The 20,306-nt window shown below is 68.5% G+C and carries 18 protein-coding genes; 13 read left to right on the top strand and 5 right to left on the bottom strand.

The window, feature by feature from the left end; genetic code table 11:
• Window positions 1-48: 48 nt before the first annotated feature.
• The 5 genes from JIG36_RS21900 to rhaI are packed head-to-tail and all read left to right on the top strand — an operon-like array spanning window position 49 to window position 4,704.
• A complete protein-coding gene (locus JIG36_RS21900) occupies window positions 49-1,092 on the top strand; it encodes an ABC transporter permease (RefSeq protein WP_236047859.1) in 1,044 nt (347 codons plus the stop codon).
• The gene (locus JIG36_RS21895; protein ID WP_203378198.1) at window positions 1,085-2,086 is read left to right on the top strand and encodes an ABC transporter permease; all 1,002 of its coding nucleotides are present in this window, start codon (window positions 1,085-1,087) and stop codon (window positions 2,084-2,086) included. The genes JIG36_RS21900 and JIG36_RS21895 overlap by 8 nt, the downstream gene beginning before the upstream one ends.
• Before the next feature lie 23 nt (window positions 2,087-2,109).
• On the top strand, window positions 2,110-3,186 hold the full coding sequence (gene rhaS, locus JIG36_RS21890) for a rhamnose ABC transporter substrate-binding protein (RefSeq protein ID WP_307872843.1): 1,077 nt from the start codon (window positions 2,110-2,112) through the stop codon (window positions 3,184-3,186).
• 25 nt (window positions 3,187-3,211) lie between these two features.
• Complete coding sequence (locus JIG36_RS21885; protein ID WP_203378197.1) at window positions 3,212-3,541, top strand: L-rhamnose mutarotase; 330 nt, start codon at window positions 3,212-3,214, stop codon at window positions 3,539-3,541.
• Window positions 3,538-4,704, top strand: coding sequence for an L-rhamnose isomerase (rhaI, locus tag JIG36_RS21880; protein WP_203378196.1), 1,167 nt, complete (start codon window positions 3,538-3,540; stop codon window positions 4,702-4,704). Before JIG36_RS21885 ends, rhaI begins: the two co-directional genes overlap by 4 nt.
• Window positions 4,705-4,756: 52 nt before the next feature.
• Here the strand turns inward: rhaI and JIG36_RS21875 are convergent, their stop codons facing one another.
• Window positions 4,757-5,608, bottom strand: coding sequence for a fumarylacetoacetate hydrolase family protein (locus JIG36_RS21875; RefSeq protein ID WP_203378195.1), 852 nt, complete (start codon window positions 5,606-5,608; stop codon window positions 4,757-4,759).
• A 112-nt stretch (window positions 5,609-5,720) separates the two neighbouring features.
• Between JIG36_RS21875 and JIG36_RS21870 the strand changes: the two genes are divergently transcribed.
• The 4 genes from JIG36_RS21870 (at window position 5,721) to JIG36_RS21855 (ending at window position 10,291) form a co-directional block, all read left to right on the top strand.
• Window positions 5,721-6,491, top strand: coding sequence for an IclR family transcriptional regulator (locus JIG36_RS21870; RefSeq protein ID WP_203378194.1), 771 nt, complete (start codon window positions 5,721-5,723; stop codon window positions 6,489-6,491).
• Between the two features lie 142 nt (window positions 6,492-6,633).
• Window positions 6,634-8,064 carry an extracellular solute-binding protein gene (locus JIG36_RS21865; protein ID WP_203378193.1) on the top strand — a complete coding sequence of 477 codons (1,431 nt, stop codon included), beginning with the start codon at window positions 6,634-6,636 and terminating at the stop codon, window positions 8,062-8,064.
• On the top strand, window positions 8,061-10,010 hold the full coding sequence (locus JIG36_RS21860; RefSeq protein WP_203378192.1) for an ABC transporter permease: 1,950 nt from the start codon (window positions 8,061-8,063) through the stop codon (window positions 10,008-10,010). Before JIG36_RS21865 ends, JIG36_RS21860 begins: the two co-directional genes overlap by 4 nt.
• Before the next feature lie 71 nt (window positions 10,011-10,081).
• Window positions 10,082-10,291 carry a hypothetical protein gene (locus JIG36_RS21855; protein WP_203378191.1) on the top strand — a complete coding sequence of 70 codons (210 nt, stop codon included), beginning with the start codon at window positions 10,082-10,084 and terminating at the stop codon, window positions 10,289-10,291.
• 41 nt (window positions 10,292-10,332) lie between these two features.
• Here the strand turns inward: JIG36_RS21855 and JIG36_RS21850 are convergent, their stop codons facing one another.
• The 3 genes from JIG36_RS21850 to JIG36_RS21840 are packed head-to-tail and all read right to left on the bottom strand — an operon-like array spanning window position 10,333 to window position 13,206.
• Window positions 10,333-11,136, bottom strand: a complete 804-nt coding sequence (locus JIG36_RS21850) for an ATP-binding cassette domain-containing protein (protein ID WP_203378190.1) — start codon at window positions 11,134-11,136, stop codon at window positions 10,333-10,335.
• Window positions 11,133-12,155, bottom strand: a complete 1,023-nt coding sequence (locus JIG36_RS21845; RefSeq protein ID WP_203378189.1) for an ABC transporter permease — start codon at window positions 12,153-12,155, stop codon at window positions 11,133-11,135. The genes JIG36_RS21850 and JIG36_RS21845 overlap by 4 nt, the downstream gene beginning before the upstream one ends.
• Before the next feature lies 1 nt (window position 12,156).
• A complete protein-coding gene (locus JIG36_RS21840) occupies window positions 12,157-13,206 on the bottom strand; it encodes a sugar ABC transporter substrate-binding protein (RefSeq protein ID WP_236047857.1) in 1,050 nt (349 codons plus the stop codon).
• A gap of 141 nt (window positions 13,207-13,347) precedes the next feature.
• Between JIG36_RS21840 and JIG36_RS21835 the strand changes: the two genes are divergently transcribed.
• The 3 genes from JIG36_RS21835 (at window position 13,348) to JIG36_RS21825 (ending at window position 17,124) form a co-directional block, all read left to right on the top strand.
• On the top strand, window positions 13,348-14,322 hold the full coding sequence (locus tag JIG36_RS21835; RefSeq protein WP_236047855.1) for a LacI family DNA-binding transcriptional regulator: 975 nt from the start codon (window positions 13,348-13,350) through the stop codon (window positions 14,320-14,322).
• A gap of 154 nt (window positions 14,323-14,476) precedes the next feature.
• The gene (locus JIG36_RS21830; protein WP_203378187.1) at window positions 14,477-15,742 is read left to right on the top strand and encodes an ATP-binding protein; all 1,266 of its coding nucleotides are present in this window, start codon (window positions 14,477-14,479) and stop codon (window positions 15,740-15,742) included.
• Window positions 15,743-15,954: 212 nt separating this feature from the next.
• The gene (locus tag JIG36_RS21825; protein ID WP_203378186.1) at window positions 15,955-17,124 is read left to right on the top strand and encodes a helix-turn-helix domain-containing protein; all 1,170 of its coding nucleotides are present in this window, start codon (window positions 15,955-15,957) and stop codon (window positions 17,122-17,124) included.
• A gap of 71 nt (window positions 17,125-17,195) precedes the next feature.
• Here JIG36_RS21825 and JIG36_RS21820 read toward each other — a convergent pair whose 3' ends face one another.
• Window positions 17,196-19,427 carry a discoidin domain-containing protein gene (locus JIG36_RS21820; protein WP_203378185.1) on the bottom strand — a complete coding sequence of 744 codons (2,232 nt, stop codon included), beginning with the start codon at window positions 19,425-19,427 and terminating at the stop codon, window positions 17,196-17,198.
• Between the two features lie 364 nt (window positions 19,428-19,791).
• Here JIG36_RS21820 and JIG36_RS21815 point away from each other — a divergent pair, with 364 nt between their 5' ends.
• The gene (locus tag JIG36_RS21815) at window positions 19,792-20,283 is read left to right on the top strand and encodes a metallophosphoesterase family protein (RefSeq protein WP_203378184.1); all 492 of its coding nucleotides are present in this window, start codon (window positions 19,792-19,794) and stop codon (window positions 20,281-20,283) included.
• Window positions 20,284-20,306: the final 23 nt, after the last annotated feature.

Genomic DNA, 20,306 nt, shown 5'->3' with positions numbered 1-20,306 from the left:
CAGGAGGCCCAGCATGAACAGCGGCTTCGAAGTCAGCGGAGGCGCGGCATGACCGTTACCTCGAACCGGTCGGCACCGACCGACGCCCCGCTCGGGAACCCGGCCCAGAAAAGGGCCGGCAACCTGCTCAAGACGCGGGAACTGGGCATCGTGCTCGCGTTGGCGATCCTCGTGGCGTACACCGCAATCGACAACCCGCGCTTCCTGAGCGGCCAGAGCATCCGCGACAACCTGCTGAACACGGCGATCCTCGCGGTCATGGCCACCGGCCAGGCCGTCGTGGTGATCACCCGCAACATCGACCTCAGCGTCGGCTCGGTGCTCGGCCTCAGCGCGTTCACCGTGGCCACGATGATGAGCAACAACCAGGACCTGCCGATGATCGTGGCGATCCTGGCCGGCCTGGCCGTCGGCGCGGTCGCCGGGCTGCTCAACGGTGTGCTGGTGCGCTACGGCAAGGTCCCGGCGCTGGTCGTCACGCTGGGCACGCTCTACATCTATCGCGGCATCACGTATTCCTGGGCCGGCGGCTCCCAGGTCAACGCCGACGAGCTGCCCCGCCACTTCCTGACCTTCGCCAACGACAACCTGCTGGGCATCCCCTGGCTGGTGCTGATCGCGCTGATCGTGGTGGGCGCCGGTTCGCTGATGATGCGCAACTACCGGGTCGGGCGCGAGCTGTACGCGATGGGGTCGTCCCCCGCCGCGGCCGAGCTGGCCGGCATCAAGGTCGCCCGGAACCTGCTCGGCGCGTTCGTCCTCAGTGGCGCCCTGGCCGGTCTGGCCGGGGTGCTCTACGCGGCCCGGTTCGGCACGGTCGACGCCGCCGCCGGCAACGGTTACGAGCTCAACGTCGTGGCCGCGGTCGTGGTCGGCGGGGTGGCCGTCTTCGGCGGCAGCGGCACGGTCTGGGGTGCGGCCCTCGGCGCCCTGCTGCTCACGGTGATCGGCAGCGCCCTGGCGGTGCTGGACATCAACCAGTTCTGGCAGCAGGCCATCGTCGGCGCGCTGATCATCCTGGCCATCTGCGCCGACCGCCTGGTCGCGGTCCGGATCGGCCGCAGTCTGCGGAAGAGGGACGCGCATGTCTGACACCCGGCCCGCGTGGAGAAGCCGGCTGACCGGCTGGGACACGATCATCGCCGTGCTCACCGTCCTGGTGCTGATCATCGCCTCGTTCAGCGTGGAGAACTTCGGCACCAGCCGGAACTTCACGTTCATGGTGCTCGACCTGCTGCCGATCATCCTGATCGCGCTGCCGATGACGATGATCATCGTGACCGGCGAGATCGATCTGTCGGTGGCCAGCACCCTCGGCCTGACCAGCTCGATGATGGGCTGGCTGTGGAACCAGGGCCTGTCGATCGAGACGATCATCCCGCTCTGCGTGGTCATCGGCGCGATCTGCGGTGTGGTCAACGGCTTCCTGATCACCGGTCTCGGCCTGCCCTCGCTCGCGGTCACCATCGGCACGCTGGCGCTCTACCGCGGTCTCGCGTTCGTGGTGCTCGGTGACGGCGCGGTGGCCGACTTCCCGTGGAACTACACCGGTTGGGTCACCGGCACGATCGGGGACGGCGCCGTACCCAATGTCCTGATCCTGATCGTGGCTCTCGCCGTGATCTTCGGGATCGTCCAGCACGCCACCCCGTTCGGCCGCTCGCTCTACGCCATCGGCGCCAACGCGCAGGCCGCGCACTTTTCCGGCATCCGGGTGGCCCGGACCAAATTCTGGCTGTACGTGGTCAGCGGCGCCGTCGCCGGCCTGGTCGGTGTGCTGTGGACACTCCGTTACTCCAGCGCCCGGGCCGACAACGGCGCGGGCCTCGAACTCGCCGTGGTCGCGGCCGTCCTTCTCGGCGGTGTCTCGATCTTCGGCGGCAAGGGCAGCCTGCCCGGTGTGCTCGCCGGTGTCGTGCTGCTGACCGCGCTGCAGAACGCGCTGCGCCTGGAGGACGTCTCCGGGCAGGCGCTCAACATCGTCACGGGCTCCCTGCTCGTGCTCTCCGTGCTGCTTCCCAACATCACCACCGCCGTACGCGGCAATTGGCACCGCCGCAAACTGCGGCAGGCCGCCGCGCGATAACACCCGAGAGATTGGAGTACGCAGTGCTTCGCTCCCCCCGGACGCTACTGTCCGTTACTTCGGCCGCACTCCTCGTCGCAGGGCTCACCGCCTGCGGCGGCACCACCAAAGACAGCAACACCAACAGCGGTTCCGGTACGCAGGCCTCCGCGGCCGCCGATCCGAACGCGGCGCTCAAGGAGGGCCTCAAGATCGCCTTCCTGCCGAAGCAGTTGAACAACCCGTACTCGGATGTCGAGACCGGCGGCGGCAAGGTCGCCGTCGGAGAGCTCAAGGGCGAGTACAAGCTGGTCGGCCCGAACGACGCGTCCGCCTCGTCGCAGGTCTCGTACATCAACACGCTGATCCAGCAGCAGCAGGACGTCATCGTGGTGGCGGCCAACGACCCGAACGCGGTCTGCCCGTCGCTCAACCAGGCCCGCGCCGCCAAGATCAAGGTGATCACGTTCGACTCGGACGCCAGCAAGGACTGCCGCGACGCGTTCATCAACCAGGCCACCACCCAGGGCATCGGCGAGTCCCTCGCGAAGATGGCCCTGGAGCAGGCCGGCAGCGACGGCGGTGAGATCGCGGTGCTGTCGGCGACCCCGAACGCCACGAACCAGAACTCGTGGATCGAGGTCATGAAGAAGGAGCTGGAGAAGCCCGACTACGCCAAGCTGAAGCTGGTCAAGGTCGCGTACGGCAACGACGACGACCAGAAGAGCTTCCAGGAGGCTCAGGGCCTGCTGCAGTCGTACCCGAACCTGAAGGTCATCGTCGCCCCGACCACGGTCGGCATCGCGGCGGCGGCGCGGTACATCTCGTCCTCCAGCTACAAGGGCAAGGTCGCGGTGACCGGTCTCGGTCTGCCGAACCAGATGCGCGAGTACGTGAAGGACAACACCGTCACCAAGTTCGCGCTGTGGAACCCGGCCGACATCGGCTACCTCGCCGCTTACGCCGGTGCCGCGATGGCTTCCGGTCAGATCACCGGCGCCGAGGGCGAGAAGTTCAAGGCGGGCAAGCTCGGCGAATACACGATCGGCGCGAACGGCGAGATCGTCCTCGGCCCGCCGACGGAATTCACCAAGGAAAACATCGACCAGTTCAACTTCTAGCCGCCGACAGAAAGCCGTACAGGAAATGCGCTATTGCTTCTCCCTGCAGATCCGCCCCGAGCGGATGGCGGAATACGTGGAGCGGCACCAGGCCGTGTGGCCCGAGATGCAGGACGCACTCCGGGCCACCGGCTGGCGCAACTACTCCCTCTTTCTGCGCACCGACGGGCTGCTGATCGGCTACGTCGAGGCGGACGATCTCGAGGCGTCCCAGGCGGCCATGGCGGCGCTGGACGTCAACACCAGGTGGCAGTCGGAAATGGCGGAGTTCTTCGCCGGGGGCGGACCCAACGACGGGTTCCCCCAACTCACCGAGGTGTTCCACCTTTCCGAGGATTCTCAGGAGACCCCATGACCGACCTCGCCGCCGTCAAGCGCGCCCTGACGGCACAGCGCATCGAGACCCCGTCGTGGGCCTACGCGAATTCCGGCACCCGCTTCAAGGTGTTCGCCCAGCCGGGCGTGCCCCGCAACCCCGAGGAGAAGATCGCCGACGCGGCGGCGGTGCACCGGTTCACCGGCATCGCCCCGGCCGTGGCGCTGCACATCCCGTGGGACAAGGTGGACGACTACGCGGCCCTCACCGCGTACGCGCGGGACCTGGGGGTGGAGATCGGCGCGATCAACACCAACGTCTTCCAGGACGACGACTACAAGCTGGGCTCGGTCACCAACCCCGACCCGGGCGTGCGGCGCAAGGCCACCGATCACCTGCTCGAGGCGATCGACATCATGGGCCAGACCGGGTCGCGCGACCTGAAGCTGTGGTTCTCGGACGGCATCAACTATCCCGGCCAGGACGACCTGCACGACCGCCAGGACCGGCTGGCGGCGGCGCTGCGCGAGGCGTACGACCGGCTCACCGGCGACCAGCGCATCCTGCTCGAGTACAAGCTGTTCGAGCCGGCCTTCTACGCCACCGACATTCCCGACTGGGGTACGTCGTACGCGCACTGCATCGAGCTGGGCGAGCGGGCCACGGTCTGCATCGACACCGGCCACCACGCGCCCGGCACCAACATCGAGTTCATCGTGGCGTTCCTGCTGCGCCAGAAGAAGCTCGGCGCCTTCGACTTCAACAGCCGCTTCTACGCCGACGACGACCTGATGGTCGGGGCGGCCGACCCGTTCCAGCTGTTCCGCATCATGTACGAGATCGTCCGCGGCGGCGCCCTGGACCCCGCGTACGGGATCGCCTTCATGCTCGACCAGTGCCACAACATCGAGCGCAAGATCCCGGCGATCATCCGCTCGGTGATGAACGTGCAGGAGGCCACGGCCAAGGCCCTGCTGGTCGACCGCGACGCCCTGACCCGGGCCCAGCTGGCCGGCGACGTGCTGGAGGCGAACGCGGTCTTCATGGACGCCTACAACACCGACGTCCGCCCCCTGCTGGCCGAGGTCCGCACCGACGCCGGCCTCGACCCCGACCCGATCGCCGCCTACCGCCGGAGCGGCTACGACGAGAAAATCATCGCCGACCGCGTGGGCGGCACCCAGGCCGGCTGGGGCGCCTGACCCTCCGCGAACCGGCCCCGCGCGTCGGCCGCGACCGCGGGGCCGCAGCCGTTCAGGCGGTCCCGACCTCGACCACGGGATTGGTCAGCGTTCCCAGCGGCGCCGACGTGATCTCGATCTGGTCGCCGGGCCGGGTGGTGAAGCCGGCTTCCGGTACGACGCCGGTGCCGGTCAGCAGCACCACGCCGGTCGGGAAGCTCAGCGCGCGGAACAGCCAGCCGGCCAGGTCGTCGAAGGTGCGGGCCATCGCCGCCGTCGAGGTCGTGCCGGCAAAGACCTCGCGGTCGTCGCGCAGCACCCGCAACCCGACCGGGATCGGGCCCGAGCCGACCGTCCACGCCGGCACGATGGCCGGACCCAGGGCGCAGCAACGGTCGTAGACCTTCGCCTGCGGCAGGTAAAGCGGATTTTCACCCTCGATCGACCGGCTGCTCATGTCGTTGCCCAGGGTGTAGCCGAACAGTTCCCCAGCCGAGTTGAGCACCAGGCCGACTTCCGCTTCGGGCACGTCCCATCCGGAGTCGCTGCGGATCCCGACCGCCTCACCGTCGCCGACCACGCGCCAGGGGCTGGACTTGAAGAAGATCTCCGGGCGCTCGTTGTCGTAGACGTGGTCGTAGAGCGAGCCGTGCCCGGACTCCTCCTTGCGGCCGTCCCGGCTGCGCAGATAGGTGACACCGGCCGCCCACACCTCCTGCTCGTCGAGCGGGGGCAGAACCCGTTCGCCGGGCATCTCGCCGGCGGTGGCCTCCCGAGCGGCGGTCTCGATCGTGGCCCGGGCCTGATCGAGCGGCACGGCGAGCAGGCCGGCCAGAGAGCCGTCGAGCTCGCGCCATTCGCGGCCCGAGCGAACTGCCCACCGCGACGACTGCCCGGCCCGCAGACGGTGAAGGGATATCGACATTTGACCATCCTAGGTTCGTGACGTGCGGAAACAGGCCGGAATCAGAGAGGGCGGAAGACGTGGTTACGCTTTTCGGCAGTGCTGGACCCGGCCGCTCGAAGGGATGACCGACATGCCCCGTGTCGTACCGGCGGTCGTCCGCGCGCTCGACATCCTGGAACTGTTCCTGGACCGTCCCCAGCTGTCGGCCCGCGACGTGATGGAACGGCTCGACCTGCCCCGCACCACCGTTCACGAGCTTCTGGTCACGCTCGTGGAACGCTCCTATCTGATCCCGGTACCGGGCCAGCCGGTGCAATATCGGCTCGGCATGCCGCTGTTCCAGCTCGGCGCGGCGTTCGCCGGCCGGCTCGACCTGGTTCGCGAGGCGCAGAGCGTCACCCGCGAGGTGGGCGCCGCGTGCAACGAGGCGGTTCACGTGGCCGTGCTCGACGGAGCCGACGTCATCTACCTGGTCAAGGTCGACAGCACCCACCCGGTCCGGATGGTCTCGGCGGTCGGGCGGCGGTTGCCGGCCAACTGCACCGCGGTGGGCAAGGTCCTGCTGGCCGGCCTCGACCGGTCCACGCTGGACGCCGTCCTGGCGAAGGGTGTCCTGCCGGGCATGACGCCGGAGAGCATCACCGACCCGGACCGGCTGCGGGCCCATCTCGACGGCGTACGGGCCGAGGGGGTCGCGGTCGACATCGGCGAGTCCGACAGCGCCATGCGGTGCGTCGCCGCGGGCGTCCGGAACCACGCCGGGGTCGTCATCGCGGCCATGAGCGTCTCGGCGCCGATCATCCGCTGGACCCCGCAGGCGCACGACGAGTGGACCACGCTCGTGCGGGACGGGGCGGCCACGCTGTCGGTCCGCATGGGCTACCCGGCCCAGCCCCGATAGCCCGCTTACCGCTCCTGGCCAAAAGCCGTATCGAGACATTGACACCCTTCATCGGGGTCCTCTACCGTCGCGTCCACTCTCGACGATATCTCGAACGAGGTTCGATATTTCGAACGCAGACTGGGCGAAGGAGGCGAAGGTCATGGGGGATGGAACGTCGTGGTCCCGGCGCGGCTTTCTGGGGATGGGGGTGGGAGTGCTCGGCGCGGCCGGTCTGGCCGCGTGCGGCGGCACCTCCTCGTCGACCGGCAACGTGCAGGCGGAGGTGCCGAAGGACCTGCTCGACGCCGCGTCGTCGATGAAAGGCTCGGCGATGGGGCTGCTGTCGCAGAAGCTCTACTCCAACGCGGCCAACGAGGCTCTGGACAACTCGATCCGGAAGTTCGCCGACGCCACCGGCACCAAGATTGAGAACAGCCTGGTCCAGGCCGACGCCGGCGACGTCGTGGCCAAGATCGACACCGAGGTCAAGGGCGGCGTGGCGCGCGACCTGGCCTTCATGACCGACTCCCGCTTCATCGCGCAGTTCCACGCGCTGGGCGACCTCGAGGACGTGACCGACGTCGTCAAGGCGTTGACGACCCAGTACGGCGAGCCGTGCGCGGAGGCCAAGAACTTCTGCGTCTTCGACGGCAAGTGGTACGCCATCCCGTACCACTTCATCGGGATCGGCTCGTTCCTGCGCAAGGACTGGATGCAGGAGAAGAGCATCGCTCCCAAGGACGTCTACTCCTGGGAGGAGTTGCGCGACCTGTGCCTGGAGATCTCCGACCCGGGTAAGCGCCGGTTCGGCTGGGGCATGATGGTCAACCGGTCCGGCGACGGCAACGGCATGATCGAGGCCCTGATCAACTCGTACGGCGGAGCCATCGCCTCCAACGACGGCCGGAAGGTCACCTTCGACTCCCCGGAGACGGTGCAGGCGGTGACCTTCCTGGGTGACATCTACACCAATCCCAAGTACAAGCCGATGCTGCCGCCCGGAGTGGCCAGCTGGACCGACACCAGCAACAACGAGAACTGGCTGGCCGGGGTCCTCGGCTACACCCGCAACAGCTTCAGCGTCTACGCGGACTCCAAGACCAAGAAGAACCCCGTGTACGAGAACACCCATGTCTTCTCGGACTGCATCGGACCGGCGACCGACAAGTCGCTGCTGCTCGGCCAGTCCCAGGGCTTCGTGGTCTTCAAGGGCGCCAAGAATCCGGCGCTGGCCAAGCTGCTGGCGCAATACCTGGTCAGCGCGCCCGCACTGGTCGGCGTGTCGAAGGAGGCGCCCGGCCTGGTCATGCCGGCCTGGGAGAAGGTCTGGGACGCCGACCCCTACTTCACCAGCGGTGACCCGGCGTTCCCCATGGTCCGCACCATGTCGCAGCAGCCGCTGCCGCTGGCCACCAGGAACGGCCTGAAGTTCCCGCAGAAGGCCAGCGCCGGCCAGCAGGCCGTCGTCGCGGCCTACGTGCTCACCGACATGATGCAGCAGGTTGTTCAGGGCACGGCGGCCGCCCAGGCCGTGACCGCGGCCCACGCCAAGATGGTGCAGATCTTCGCCCAGCAGGGGCTGCCGCAGTGAGGTTGCTCGTGCGCGAACCCGGGCCGGGCTCGCTCACCCCGACCCAGCGGCGGCTGGGCCGGGACTGGCGGCTGGCGACGCTCTTCCTCGCGCCCACGGCCGTGCTGGTCGGTGTGCTCGTGCTGGTGCCGATCGTCCGGTCGATGATCACCAGCACCACGGAACGGCACGGGTCGGAGAGCGTGTTCGTCGGCCTGGACAACTATCTGGCCCTGGCCGGGGACGACCAGTTCCGTACGGGGGTGGTGAACTCCTTCGTCTTCACCGCCTACGCCGAGATCTTCAAGGTGGTGCTGGGCCTGGCCGCGGCCCTGCTGCTGCACAACCTGGGCCGCGGCCGGGCCCTGCTGACCGGGCTGCTGCTGGTGCCGTGGGTGGTGCCGACGGTGGTGACCGCGTTCAGCTGGCGCGCGCTGCTCGACCCGATCTTCGGCAGCGTCAACACCCTGCTCACTGCCTCGGGGATCGGGCCGCTGCTGGCCTCCACGCACCTTGTCGACGCCTGGCCCGCCGGGTGGCTGTCCGACGCGTCACTGGCCATGCCGTCCGTGATCCTCGTCAACGTGTGGAAGGGGGTGCCGTTCTTCACCGTCTGCTTCCTCGCCGGCCTGAAGGCCATCCCCACCGACCAGTACGAGGCGGCGACCATCGACGGCGCCTCGGCGTTGCAGCGGTTCCTGCACGTGACGCTGCCCGGCCTGCGGCACGTGATCACCGTGACGGTGACCCTCTCGTCGATCTGGACGTTCAACAACTTCGACCTGATCTGGCTGCTGACCCAGGGCGGCCCGGGCGACGTCACGGCGCCGTACGTCCTCGTGGCCTACTCCAAGGCGATCCTCCAGCTCCAGTACGGCGCCGGGGCGGCGGTCACCCTCGTCATGCTGCCGGTCATCGCCGGGCTCGTATTCTTCCTGGTCCGATTGCTGCGTCAGGACGCCGGCGCCGGCCCGGGCCGCGTCCCGCTGTGGCCCTTCGGCGTGCTGGTGGCCGGCTTGCTGGCCTGGGCGTCACCGCACATCTTCTGGAAGGCGGCCCTGATTCTCGGCGTCATCCTGCTGATCGCGGCGGCGGTCGGCCGGGTGGTCTCGGTGCTGCAGGACAAAGGCGGCCGCCGTACGTCGTCCGTGGTGTCCAGGACCGGGCGGGGTGTCGCCCTGACCGGTTTGCTGGCCTTCGTGCTGGGCCCGCTGTACTGGATCGCCGTCACGGCCTTCAAGACCGAGGGACAGGTCGTCGCGCGCGTCGACGACCTGTGGCCGGCCCCGTGGACCTGGGAGCAGTTCGGTGCGCTGTTCACCAACCAGCCGTTCGGCCGCTGGTATCTCAACACCCTGATGGTGTCGGCCGCGTCCACGATCGTCGCCCTCGTGTGCGCCGCCCTGGCCGGATACGCGCTGGCCCGTCTGCGGTTCCGCGGGGCTCAGGGCTTCACCGTCACGGTGCTGCTGACCTACGTGATGCCGGGCGCCCTGTTGTTCATCCCGCTGTACCAGTTGCTCATCGGGGTGCGGCTGACCGACTCGTTGTGGTCGCTGGTGGTGACCTATCCGACCTTCACCATCCCGTTCGCGACCTGGCTGCTGGCCGGATACTTCTCGTCGATCCCGGCCGACCTGGAGGAGGCGGCGCTGGTCGACGGCTGCTCCCGGGTCCAGGCGTTCGGCCGGGTGGTGCTGCCCCTGGCCAAGCCCGGCCTGCTCGCGGTCGCCCTGTTCACCCTGACCAACGCCTGGAACGAGTTCCTGTTCGCGTTCGTGTTCATCACCAAGGACGAGTTCAAGACCCTGCCCGTGGGGATGCAGTCGATGATCGCCGGAGATGTCGTGCCGCAGGGCCAGCTGGCTGCGGCGTCGCTGCTGGTCAGCATCCCGGTGGTGGTCATCTACGCGTTCGGCCAGCGCTTCCTGACCGAGGGCCTCACCGCGGGCGCGGTCAAAGGTTGACCGAACTGCTCAGGCACGGCGCTCGCCGGCCGATCACAGGGCCGACGTTTTCAGCGAGCGAGGAGCCACGGATGGAGCAGTACCTCACTACCGCGTCGGATGTGACCACGGCGCTTTTCGGGCCGGAATCGGGTATTCCCTGGTGGGCCTGGCTCCTGGTGGTCGTGGCGGTGTTCTGGAAGGTTGCGGTCAGGGAGCCGAAGACCGCCACCGAGCGGGACAACGCGATGCTCGGCGAGATGTTCGGGGACGACAACAAGGGCAAGAAAAAGAAGAAGTAGCCGGCGCCCGGGACAGCGGCGCCGGCTGCTTCGAGAACTTTTCAGGCGGCCTGGGGCGGGGGCTCGGCGGCCCCCGTCATGATGGCCACCGCCTCGCTCATCGAGTGGGACTTCGGGGTGATGACCGTGGCCCGGCGGCCCAGCCGCTGGATGTGGATGCGGTCGGCCACCTCGAACACGTGCGGCATGTTGTGGCTGATCAGGATGACCGGCAGCCCCCGGTCGCGGACGTCGCGGATCAGCTGCAGGACGCGGTTGCCCTCCTTGACGCCGAGCGCCGCGGTCGGCTCGTCGAGGATCACCACCTTGCTGCCGAACGCGGCCGACCGGGCCACCGCCACCGCCTGCCGCTGGCCGCCGGAAAGCGACTCGACGGCCTGGCCGATGTTCTGCAACGTGGCAACACCCAGTTCGCTCATGTGGCGTTTCGCTTCGGAGCGCATCTGGCCCTTGTCGAGCATCCGGAACACCGAGCCCAGCGGGCCGGAACGACGCTGCTCCCGGCCCAGGAACAGGTTGTCGGCGATGTCCAGGCCGGGCGCCACCGCGAGGGTCTGATAGACGGTCTCGATGCCGGCGGTGCGCGCGTCCATGGGCGTACGGAAATGGACTCTCTGGCCGTCGAGGAAGATCTCGCCCTCGTCGGGGACCAGAGCACCGGACAGCGCCTTGATCAGGCTGGACTTGCCGGCGCCGTTGTCGCCGATGACCGCCAGGATCTCGCCGGGATACAGCTCGAGGTCGCTGCCGTTGATCGCGACGACCCGCCCGTACCGCTTGGTCAGACCCTTCGCCTGCAGCACGGGGGTCTGCGTGGCCGCGTGCTTTCCCGTCGTGGCGGTCATGTCTTCACCTTCCTGATCCACTGGTCGAGGGAGACCGCGACCAGCACCAGCAGGCCGATCGCGAAGCCCTGCCAGACCACCTCGACGCCGCCCAGCTGCAGGCCGTTGCGGAACACGCCGACGATGAGCGCGCCGATCAGCGTGCCGATCACGCTGCCCCGGCCGCCGAAGAGGCTGGTGCCGCCGAGCACGACGGCGGTGATCGAGTCGAGGTTGTACTCGACGCCCACGTTGGGGCTGGCCGAGGCGAGCCGGCCGATCAGGATCCAGCCGCCGATCGCATAGAGCAGGCCGGCCACGGTGTAGACCGAGAAGAGCACCCGGCCGGTCTGGATGCCGGCGAGCCGCGCGGCCTCGGTGTCGTCGCCGGTGGCGTAGACGTGTTTGCCCCACGCGGTGTTGCCGAGGGCGTAGAAGAAGAACGCGAACAGCAGCAGCATGATGATCGACCCGTACGTCAATCGGAAGTTGCCGATCGGGATCGAGTCGCCGGTCCATGTCATCAGGCCGGGCATGTCGGTTCCGCGTACGGTCTCGGAATTGCTCACCACCGAGTTGAGCGAGAAGAAGATGGTCAGCGTGCCGAGCGTGACGATGAACGGTGGCAGTTTTATCCGCGTCACCAGGAAGCCGTTGATCGCGCCCATCGCGGTGCCACAGGCGAAACCGAGCAGCAGCGCGATGATTCCCGGCATGCCGGCCTTGACGCAGAACTCGGCCATCAGGATCGACGAGAAGACGGCGATCGCGCCCGCCGACAGGTCGATTCCGGCGGTCAGGATGATCAGCGTCTGACCGAGGGCGAGCACGGCGATGACCGTCACCTGTTGCAGCACCAGCGACAGGTTGGTGGCGGTCAGGAAACGCGCGTTGACGATGGAGAACGCGATGATCGCCACGATGAGAACGGCCAGCGGTCCCAGTACGGGATTCGAGTGCAGCAGATGCTGAATGCGCAGGCCGAGCGAGTCGTTCTTCTGTACGTCGAAGTCGGCGGGAGCGGTCGTGGTGGTGGCCATGTCAACCCCAGCAGTTCTGCTTGCCCCACGCGGAGTCCTTCGCCTCCACGCCGGCCTGCGGGTCGTCGGTGATCAGTTGGGTTCCGGTGTCGTAGAAGTCCTTGCCGGGTGTCGCCTGCGGCCGGGTGCCGTCCTTGGCGTACGCGGCGATGGCGTCGATGCCCATCTGCGCCATCTTCAGCGGGAACTGCATCGAGGTGGCCCCGATGATCCCCTTGGACACGTTGTCGACACCCGGGCAGCCGCCGTCGATCGAGACGATGACGGTGTCCTTCTCCTTGCCGGCCGCCTGCAGAGCCAGGTAGGCGCCGGCCGCCGCGGGCTCGTTGATCGTGTAGACCAGGTTGATCGACGAGTCCTTCTGCAGCAGGTTCTCCATCGCGGTCCGCCCGCCGTCCTCGGCGCCGTCGGTGACGTCGTGGCCGGCGATCCGCGGGTCGTTCTCGTCGCCGATCTTGTTGGGGTCGCCGATGTCGATGCCGAAGCCGTCGAGGAAGCCCTGATCGCGCTTGACGTCGACCGAGACCTGGTTGGCGTTGAGGTCCAGCATGGCGATCTTCGCCTCTTTGCCGTCCTTGTCGAACTTGGCCTTGGCCCACTGCCCGATCAGCTTGCCGGCCTGGTAGTTGTCGGTGGCGAAGGTGGCGTCGGCGGCGTTGGGCGGGTCGACCGGCGTGTCCAGGGCGATCACCAGCATGTCCTGCTCGTGCGCCTTGTCGATCGAGGGCACGATCGCCTTGGAGTCGTTCGGGGTGATCAGGAAACCCTTGGCGCCGAACGACATCAGATTCTCGATCGCCTGCACCTGCGCCTCGTTGTCGCCGTCCTGCTTGCCGGCGAAACTCTGCAGCTCGACGCCCTGCTGCTTGGCGGCGTTCTGAGCGCCCTTTCTCATCTGGACGAAGAAGGGGTTCGTGTCGGTCTTGGTGATCAGACCGACGACGTCTTCGCCGGTGCCCCGGTTGCAGGCGGCGGCCGTGCCGAGCACGAGGGTCACCACGCAGCCGGCGGCCAGCATCCTTCCTGCTCTGGACATGGTGGGATCGCGCATGTCTCCTCCCGAACCGATTTAGCGGTCTTTCGCGCATTGAGAGACAACGTTGTCTCGAAGTAGACGCCCGCCTTCACGGCATGTCAACAATGGGTTTCCAAGATGTTGCACAGCGTGATCAACATCGATGGAGGTCGAAGGATGACGCCTCAGCGACCGACCATGAACGACGTGGCCCGCACGGCCGGGGTCAGCCTCAAGACCGTGTCGCGGGTGGTCAACGGCGAGACCACGGTCGCCCCCGACCTGGTGGCGCGCGTCCAGGCGGCGGTCGAGTCGCTCGACTACCGTCCCCACGTCGGCGCGACCATGCTGCGCCGCCACGACCGGAGCACCCGGACGATCGGGGTCCTGCTCGACGACGTGTCACACCCGTTCTCGGCCGCGTTGCACCGGGCGGTCGAGGATCAGGCCCGGTCCCGCGGCATCCACGTTCTGACCGGCAGTCTCGACCATGACCCCGTACGGGAAAGGGATCTGGCCGCCGCTTTCGCCGAGCGCCAGACGGACGGCTTGATCCTGGCCCCGAGCGGCGCTGAGCTGGAGCCGCACACCATGCCGGTGGTCTTCGTCGACCGCATCCCGGCCGGCGCCACCGGCGACACCGTGGTCTCGACGAACGTCTCGGGGGCGGCCGGCGCCGTCCGCCACCTGATCGCCCACGGCCACCGCCAGATCGGTTTCCTCGGCGGCCACCGGCACCTGTCCACCGCCCGCGACCGCTACCGGGGCTACCAGCGCGCACTGGGCCGTCGCGCCGGCCCCGCGGTGCACGATCTGCACGATCCGACCGAGGCCGAGAAGGCGGCGATCGCCATGCTGCGCGGCCCCGGCGCCCCGACCGCGTTGTTCGCGGCCCGCAGCACGGTGACCTTCGGGGCCGTACGGGCCCTGCGCCGCCTGGGCCGCCAGCATGCGGTGGCGCTGGTCGGCTTTGGCGACTTCCCGCTGGCCGACCTGCTCGACCCGCCGGTCACGGTGGTCGCCCAAGACCCGGCCCGGATGGGCCGCACGGCGGCCGAGGCCTTGTTCGAGCGCATCGACGGCTACGACGGCGCACCGCGCGAGATCCGCATCCCCACCACCCTGATCCCCCGCGGCTCGGGCGAGCTGTAGCCGGCTGAGGGGCAAACCGAACCCGCGGGTCCCGCAGAACGAAGGCTCATGCGCCGCAAATCGAACACGCACGCGGCGCAAATCGAAAGGCCAAGGTGCCGCAAATCGAAAGCTTCACCGCCGCGGATCGAACATTTCCCAGCTAGGATGAGGTGTGTCAACCTCAGATCTGGTTCCGCGCCGAGCCGCCGCTCAGGTTGTGGCCGCGCTGACTGACACCCGGGTGGTGCTCATCAGCGGCGCACGCCAGGCGGGCAAGAGCACCCTCGTCAAGGTCGTCGCCGGTGACCGGCTCGCCGACCGCCGCGACCTCGATCGCGAGGCCGACCGCGCGGCCGCAATCGCCGACCCGGAGGGTTTCGTCGACTCCCCGCAGCTGCTGGTCATCGACGAGATCCAGCGCGTGCCGCAGCTGTTGCTCGCCATCAAGGTGGCGGTCGACGGGGATCCCCGCCCAGGCCGCTATCTGCTGACCGGCTCATCGCAGCTGTACGGGATGGTCGCCGCCCCCGACGCCCTTCCCGGACGCATGGAGACCGTCGAACTTTGGCCCTTCTCCCAGGGGGAGATCGACGGTGCGCCGGACGGCTTCGTGGACGCGATCTTCACACTCGGCCCGGCACTGAGGCACCAGTCGTCCGTGACCCGTGCCGATTATGCCGCCAGGATCGTGCGAGGCGGACTCCCCGAGGCCACCGTCCGCAACGATGCCCGGCGCCGTCAGCGCTTCTTCGACTCCTACGTCCAGGCGCTCATAGACCGTGACGTCCGACAGCTGTCGGACATCCAGCACAAGGGAGAGCTGCGCAAGCTGGTACGGCTGCTGGCGGCGAGGTCGGCGACCGTCATCGGCGCCAACTCGCTGGAGTCAGCGCTCGGGTTGAGCCGCCCGACGATCGCCCGCTACCTCCAGGCGCTGGAGGAGATCTTTCTGGTCAAGCGGATCCCCGGCTGGTCGCGCAATCTCGGGACCAGGGCCACGGCCGCCCCCAAGCTGGTCTTCGTCGACTCCGGGCTCGCCGCGAACGAGCTCGACGTGGACGCTCATGCGCTGCTCCGGCCCGGAGCGCAGTTCGGGCCGCTGCTCGAGTCGTTCGTGTTGTCCGAGCTGTCGCGTCAGCTCACCTGGTCGGAACAGGCCGTGGAGATTTTCCACTACCGCGACCACAGCAAGTTCGAGGTCGACGCCGTGCTGGAGAACAGGGCCGGCCAGGTCGTCGGCGTCGAGGTAAAGGCCGCTTCGACCGTGAGATCCGACGATTTCCGAGGACTGCGCAGATTGGCCGACCGTCTCGGCGACGACTTCATCGCCGGGGTCGTCCTCCACACCGGCGACTCGACGCTCCCGTTCGGCGACCGGATGCGGGCCATGCCGGTCAGCGCGCTCTGGCAGGTGGCCGCGCCGTCAGGTGAGGCCTGAGACGAGCGTGAGCACACCGTTCAGCACCTCGAGCAGTTGCGCCACGAACGCCAGCACCAAGGTGCCGATCATCAGGCGCCGGGCTGTCTTCTTCATGACTCGAACTGTGCGACCGTTCGCGGGCGGATCGGATCGGCGACGTACCGGTACATAGGCGAGACGTCGCGGGCCCGGCGGCGCCTACCGTCAGTAGACATCGGAGGGAGACTGCGATGTCACGATCGGCGAAGCCTGACCCCATCATCGGCGACCGGATCCGGGCGCGGCGGCTCATGCGTGGGTGGAGCATCCGTAACGCGGCCGACCGGGCCGGCATCTCGCACGCCTCGTGGAGCCGGATCGAGCGGGGACTGCAGGCGGCCGACAACCGGTTCGTGCTGGCCGACATCGCGGTCGCGCTGGAGTGCTCGATCGTCGAGCTGACCGGCACGCCGATGCCCACCGCCGACCGCCGGGCCGCCGAGGCCCAAGCCGGTGTCGCCGCGCTGCGGCAGGCGCTGGTCGACATCGACCCGGTGACGGACGCCCGGGGTACGGCGCGGCCGGTCGCCGAGCTCGACCGCGACCTCACGTTGCTGCGCGACCTGCGTCACGACTGCGAGTACGACCGCGCGATGGCGTTGGCGCCCCGGCTCGTCGGTGACCTGTACGCGGCGTGCGACGGGCCCGAACGCGGCCCGGCTCTGCGGATGCTGTGCGAAGCGACGTTCCTGGCCTCGTCCCTGCTGCGCGCGCTGGGCCATCCGGGGGACGCCTGGGTCGGCGCGGAACGCTGCCACGAGCTGGCCGCCGAGATCGGCGACCCCGCGCTGCTCGGACTGGCCGCCTTCTCCCGGGCCTGCGCCGCGATCAACTGCGGGTCCCGGCGGCGGGCCCTCACGATCACCGAACAGGCGGTCAGCGCCGCCGATCCGGGGCTCGAGGTCACGGGAGTGCTGCATCTGGTCGGGGCCGTGGCGGCCCGCGACGACGCCTGGGCCGTCGAGGCAGCGCGGATCGCCGCACGTACGGGGGAAACCGCCACCCACGCACTCTTCTTCGGCCCGGCCAACGTCAACCTGTGGCGGATCGGCACCACGATCGACGCCGGGGACTCCGCCCGCGCGGTCGCGATGGCCTCAACCGTCGATCTGAGCGCGGCCCAGGTCAAATCGCGGCTGGTCTTCTTCCACACGGATCTGGCGCGGGCCTATGCGGGGATGCGTTCCCGTGAAGACGAGGCCGTGCGGCACCTGCTCGTCGCGGAACGTGTGGCCCCGCAACACGTCCACTCGTCGCCGCTGCTGCAGGAGACGACCCGGGCTCTGCTCGACCGGGCGCGGCGCCGGGCCGGCGGAACCGCTCTGCGAGGGCTGTGCGAGCGGATGCGGGTCGGGCAGTAAAAAGCACGGACGGACAGACAGCGGCGCCGCGGGGATGACCCGCGGCGCCGCCTCTCATCGGAAGAGAACTGTCACGGGAAGTTGGTGACCGTGGAGGGCACCACGTTGCTGGCCTGCGCCGGGGCGCCGATGTTGTTGACCACGTGGTCGATCGTTCCGGCACCCAGCGAGATCGTGAAGATGTTGTGCAACTTCACGCCGCCGTGGGTGGGGGCCTGGAAACCGTTGGCCGAGTGGATGGCCGGGTTGTCCAGGAAGACCGCGTAGCTGCCCATCGCCCACGCCTCGTGGGTCTGCACGCTGTCGGCCACCTTGTAGGCCGGGTAGCCGAGGACACCGTCGGTGCGCCACGCGGCGTTGGACGGCGGGTCGTACGGCTGCTCGTTCTGCAGGAAGTACGTGCGGCCGCCGTTGCCGTTCCAGAGCACCTCGGTCTTCTGGTAGTGCTCGACGAACAGGCCGTACGCGGTCACGTTGTTGCCGTTGACGATCAGGCCACTGTCGGCCGTGTTGACCGTCCAGCCGTAGGTGCCGGCGTTGCCGTGGTCGGCCCGCCAGGCCCAGATGTGGTCGATGATCACGTTGTTGCTGTTCACCAGCAGGCTGTTGGTGGCCTTGCCGGCGATGTAGCCACCGATCCGGAAGAAGACGTCCTGGACCGTCGACGGGTTGGCGGCGTGGTTGGCCGAGGAGCCGGCCGCGCCCATCACCAGCAGGTTCGGCGAGTTGGTGGTGCCCGCGTCGAACAGCACGCCGGCGATCTTCACGCCGTCCACGTCGGCCACCTGCATGCCGGTGACGCCGTTGTCCGGGATGATCGTCGCGTAGCCGAGGCCGAGCACCACGGTGTTGGCCCGGGTCACGTTGATCGTCTGGTTGATGTGGTAGATGCCGGGCTGGAAGATCAGGTTCAGGCCCTGCGCGAGCGCCTGGTTGATCCGCGCGGCGGTGTCACCGGGCTTGGCCACGTAGAACTGCGAGAGCGGGATCGACGAGCCCGGGGTGTTCCCGTTGACCCAGGTCGCGCCCGAGGTGTTGGTGCGCAGGTTCGGCACGAAGACCGCGTAGTCGCTGCCGCTCTGGTAGAGGTAGGGCTTCTCGCGGATGACCGGGGTCTGACCGATGACCGTGTACGGCGGGTTCGGGTAGCTGGCGGCCGGGGCGCCCTGCACGCCGACGAACGTCTGGTTCCACACCGCGTTGGTGTTCGAGCCGATCTGGCTGTCGCGGGTGAACCACTGCTGCTGCGAGTACTGACCCTCGCTGCCGCTGATCCGGGAGTCCGAGATGTAGCCGCCGGACGCCCAGCCGTAGCCGTTGGGGGCCAGGTTGAGGTTGCCGTGGATGTCCATGCGGCGGAACGGCGCGGCCTGCGAGACGGCCCAGCGGTTGGTGCCGTTCACCGGGTAGACCGACACGTTCTCGGTGCTGCGCCAGAAGTTCTGGGTGGCGTTGCCCTGGAACCAGCCGGCGTCGACGGTGATGTCACCGTTGATCCGCACGTCCTGCGGGTTCTGCCCGAGGCCGACGATCGACGTGTAGAAGCCGACCTGGATGTTCAGGTTGTTGTAGGTGCCCGGCTTGAACGCCAGCACGTAGCGCCCGGTGCCGAACTGCGCCGACTCCTGCTGCGCGAAGATCTGGTCGGCCCGCGCCTGGATGCTGGCGCTCGACATCGACGGGTCGAAGACGACCACGTTGGCGCCGAGGCTGCCACCACCCGGGATCGGGTCGCCGGTCGGGGGCGGGGTGGTCGGCGGCGGCGTGGTCGGGGGTGTGGTGGTGCCGCCGCCGTAGACCTTGAACTCCCACAGCGAGTAGCCGTAGCCGGTGGTGCGCTGGGTGCCGTACATGCGCACGTACCGGCCGGTGCCGTTGACCGTGAGGTTCTGGTTGCCGCCGGTCGAGGTGGTCGTCGAATAGATGCTGGTCCAGCTGCTGGCGTTGTCCGAGACCTGGATCTGGAAGGCCTTGGCGGCGGCCGTCTCCCAGTTCAGCTCGACGCGGCTGATCGCCTGCGAGCTGCCCAGGTCGACCTGCAGCCACTGCGGGTCGCTGAACGCCGACGACCAGCGGCTGCCGGCGTTGCCGTCGACGGCCTCGGAGGCGAGATAGGCGCCGGCGGCTTCGGTGGACGACGCGGTGGCCGGTTTGCCCTGCGAGAGCAGGGTTTCGGCGGCGTTCGCGCCGACCGCGGTGATCGCGGCGTAACCCGCGACGACGGTGGCGACGAGGCCGCTGACCGCGGCCAATCGCCAGGGGGAGCGCCTCCGCACAGGTGCGGAGGAGACGGGGATGGTCATTGCTTCTCCTTGGGCGGGGATGCGCAAGGGGGACTCTTGCGCCCTAGGGAAGGCCGAACTCTCCTCGGGGTGTTTGGAGAGCGCTCCCCCGCGACCGACGCTATGGACGCGTTCATCCGCTGTCCATAGATGAACACGGTTCCGGAACCTCGCCGGCCTTGTGCCGGAAACCTCGGCGCGAGAGCTGCCCCTTCGGGCAAAACCACAGTTCAGGGCCGCGCGTCGGCTGCCCTTCCGGTCACTTGACGGTCCGATAACGAAGACCACGGAACCGGTTCCGCCACGACTTGATTAAACACTCGAACCCCTCAATTCGGCTAATCTTACTCCCGTACGGCCAAGGAAAGCGCTCTACGCTGAACGGGTGCGTCTGGTCCTCACGAGCGACACCCACCTGCCCAAGCGGGCCCGCGACCTACCGCCCCGGCTGTGGGCCGACATCGACACGGCCGACGTCGTGATCCACGCCGGCGACTGGGTCGACGAGGCCACGCTGGACGCCTTCGAGGAGCGGGCGTCCCGCCTGATCGCCTGCTACGGCAACAACGACGGCGCCGGACTGCGGTCCCGTCTGCCCGAGATCGCGTACGCCGACCTGGCCGGTCTGCGGTTCGCGGTGGTGCACGAGACGGGCCAGTCGACGGGCCGGACCGAACGCTGCGCGGCCCGCTTCCCCGAGGTGGACGTGCTCGTCTTCGGCCATTCCCACATCCCGTGGGACACCACCGCGGCCAACGGCCTGCGGCTGCTCAACCCCGGCTCCCCCACCGACCGCCGGCGCCAGCCGCACTGCACCTACCAGACCGCCGAGATCCACGACGGCACGCTGACCGACGTACGTCTGATCACCCTCTGAGGCGGCCGGCGAGTCACCAGGAG

It is taken from the genome of Paractinoplanes ovalisporus (genome assembly GCF_016834655.1).
Lineage (GTDB): Bacteria > Actinomycetota > Actinomycetes > Mycobacteriales > Micromonosporaceae > Actinoplanes > Actinoplanes ovalisporus.
The sequence above is the reverse complement of the archived record's forward strand: the minus strand, read 5'-3'. Positions and strand labels throughout refer to the sequence as shown.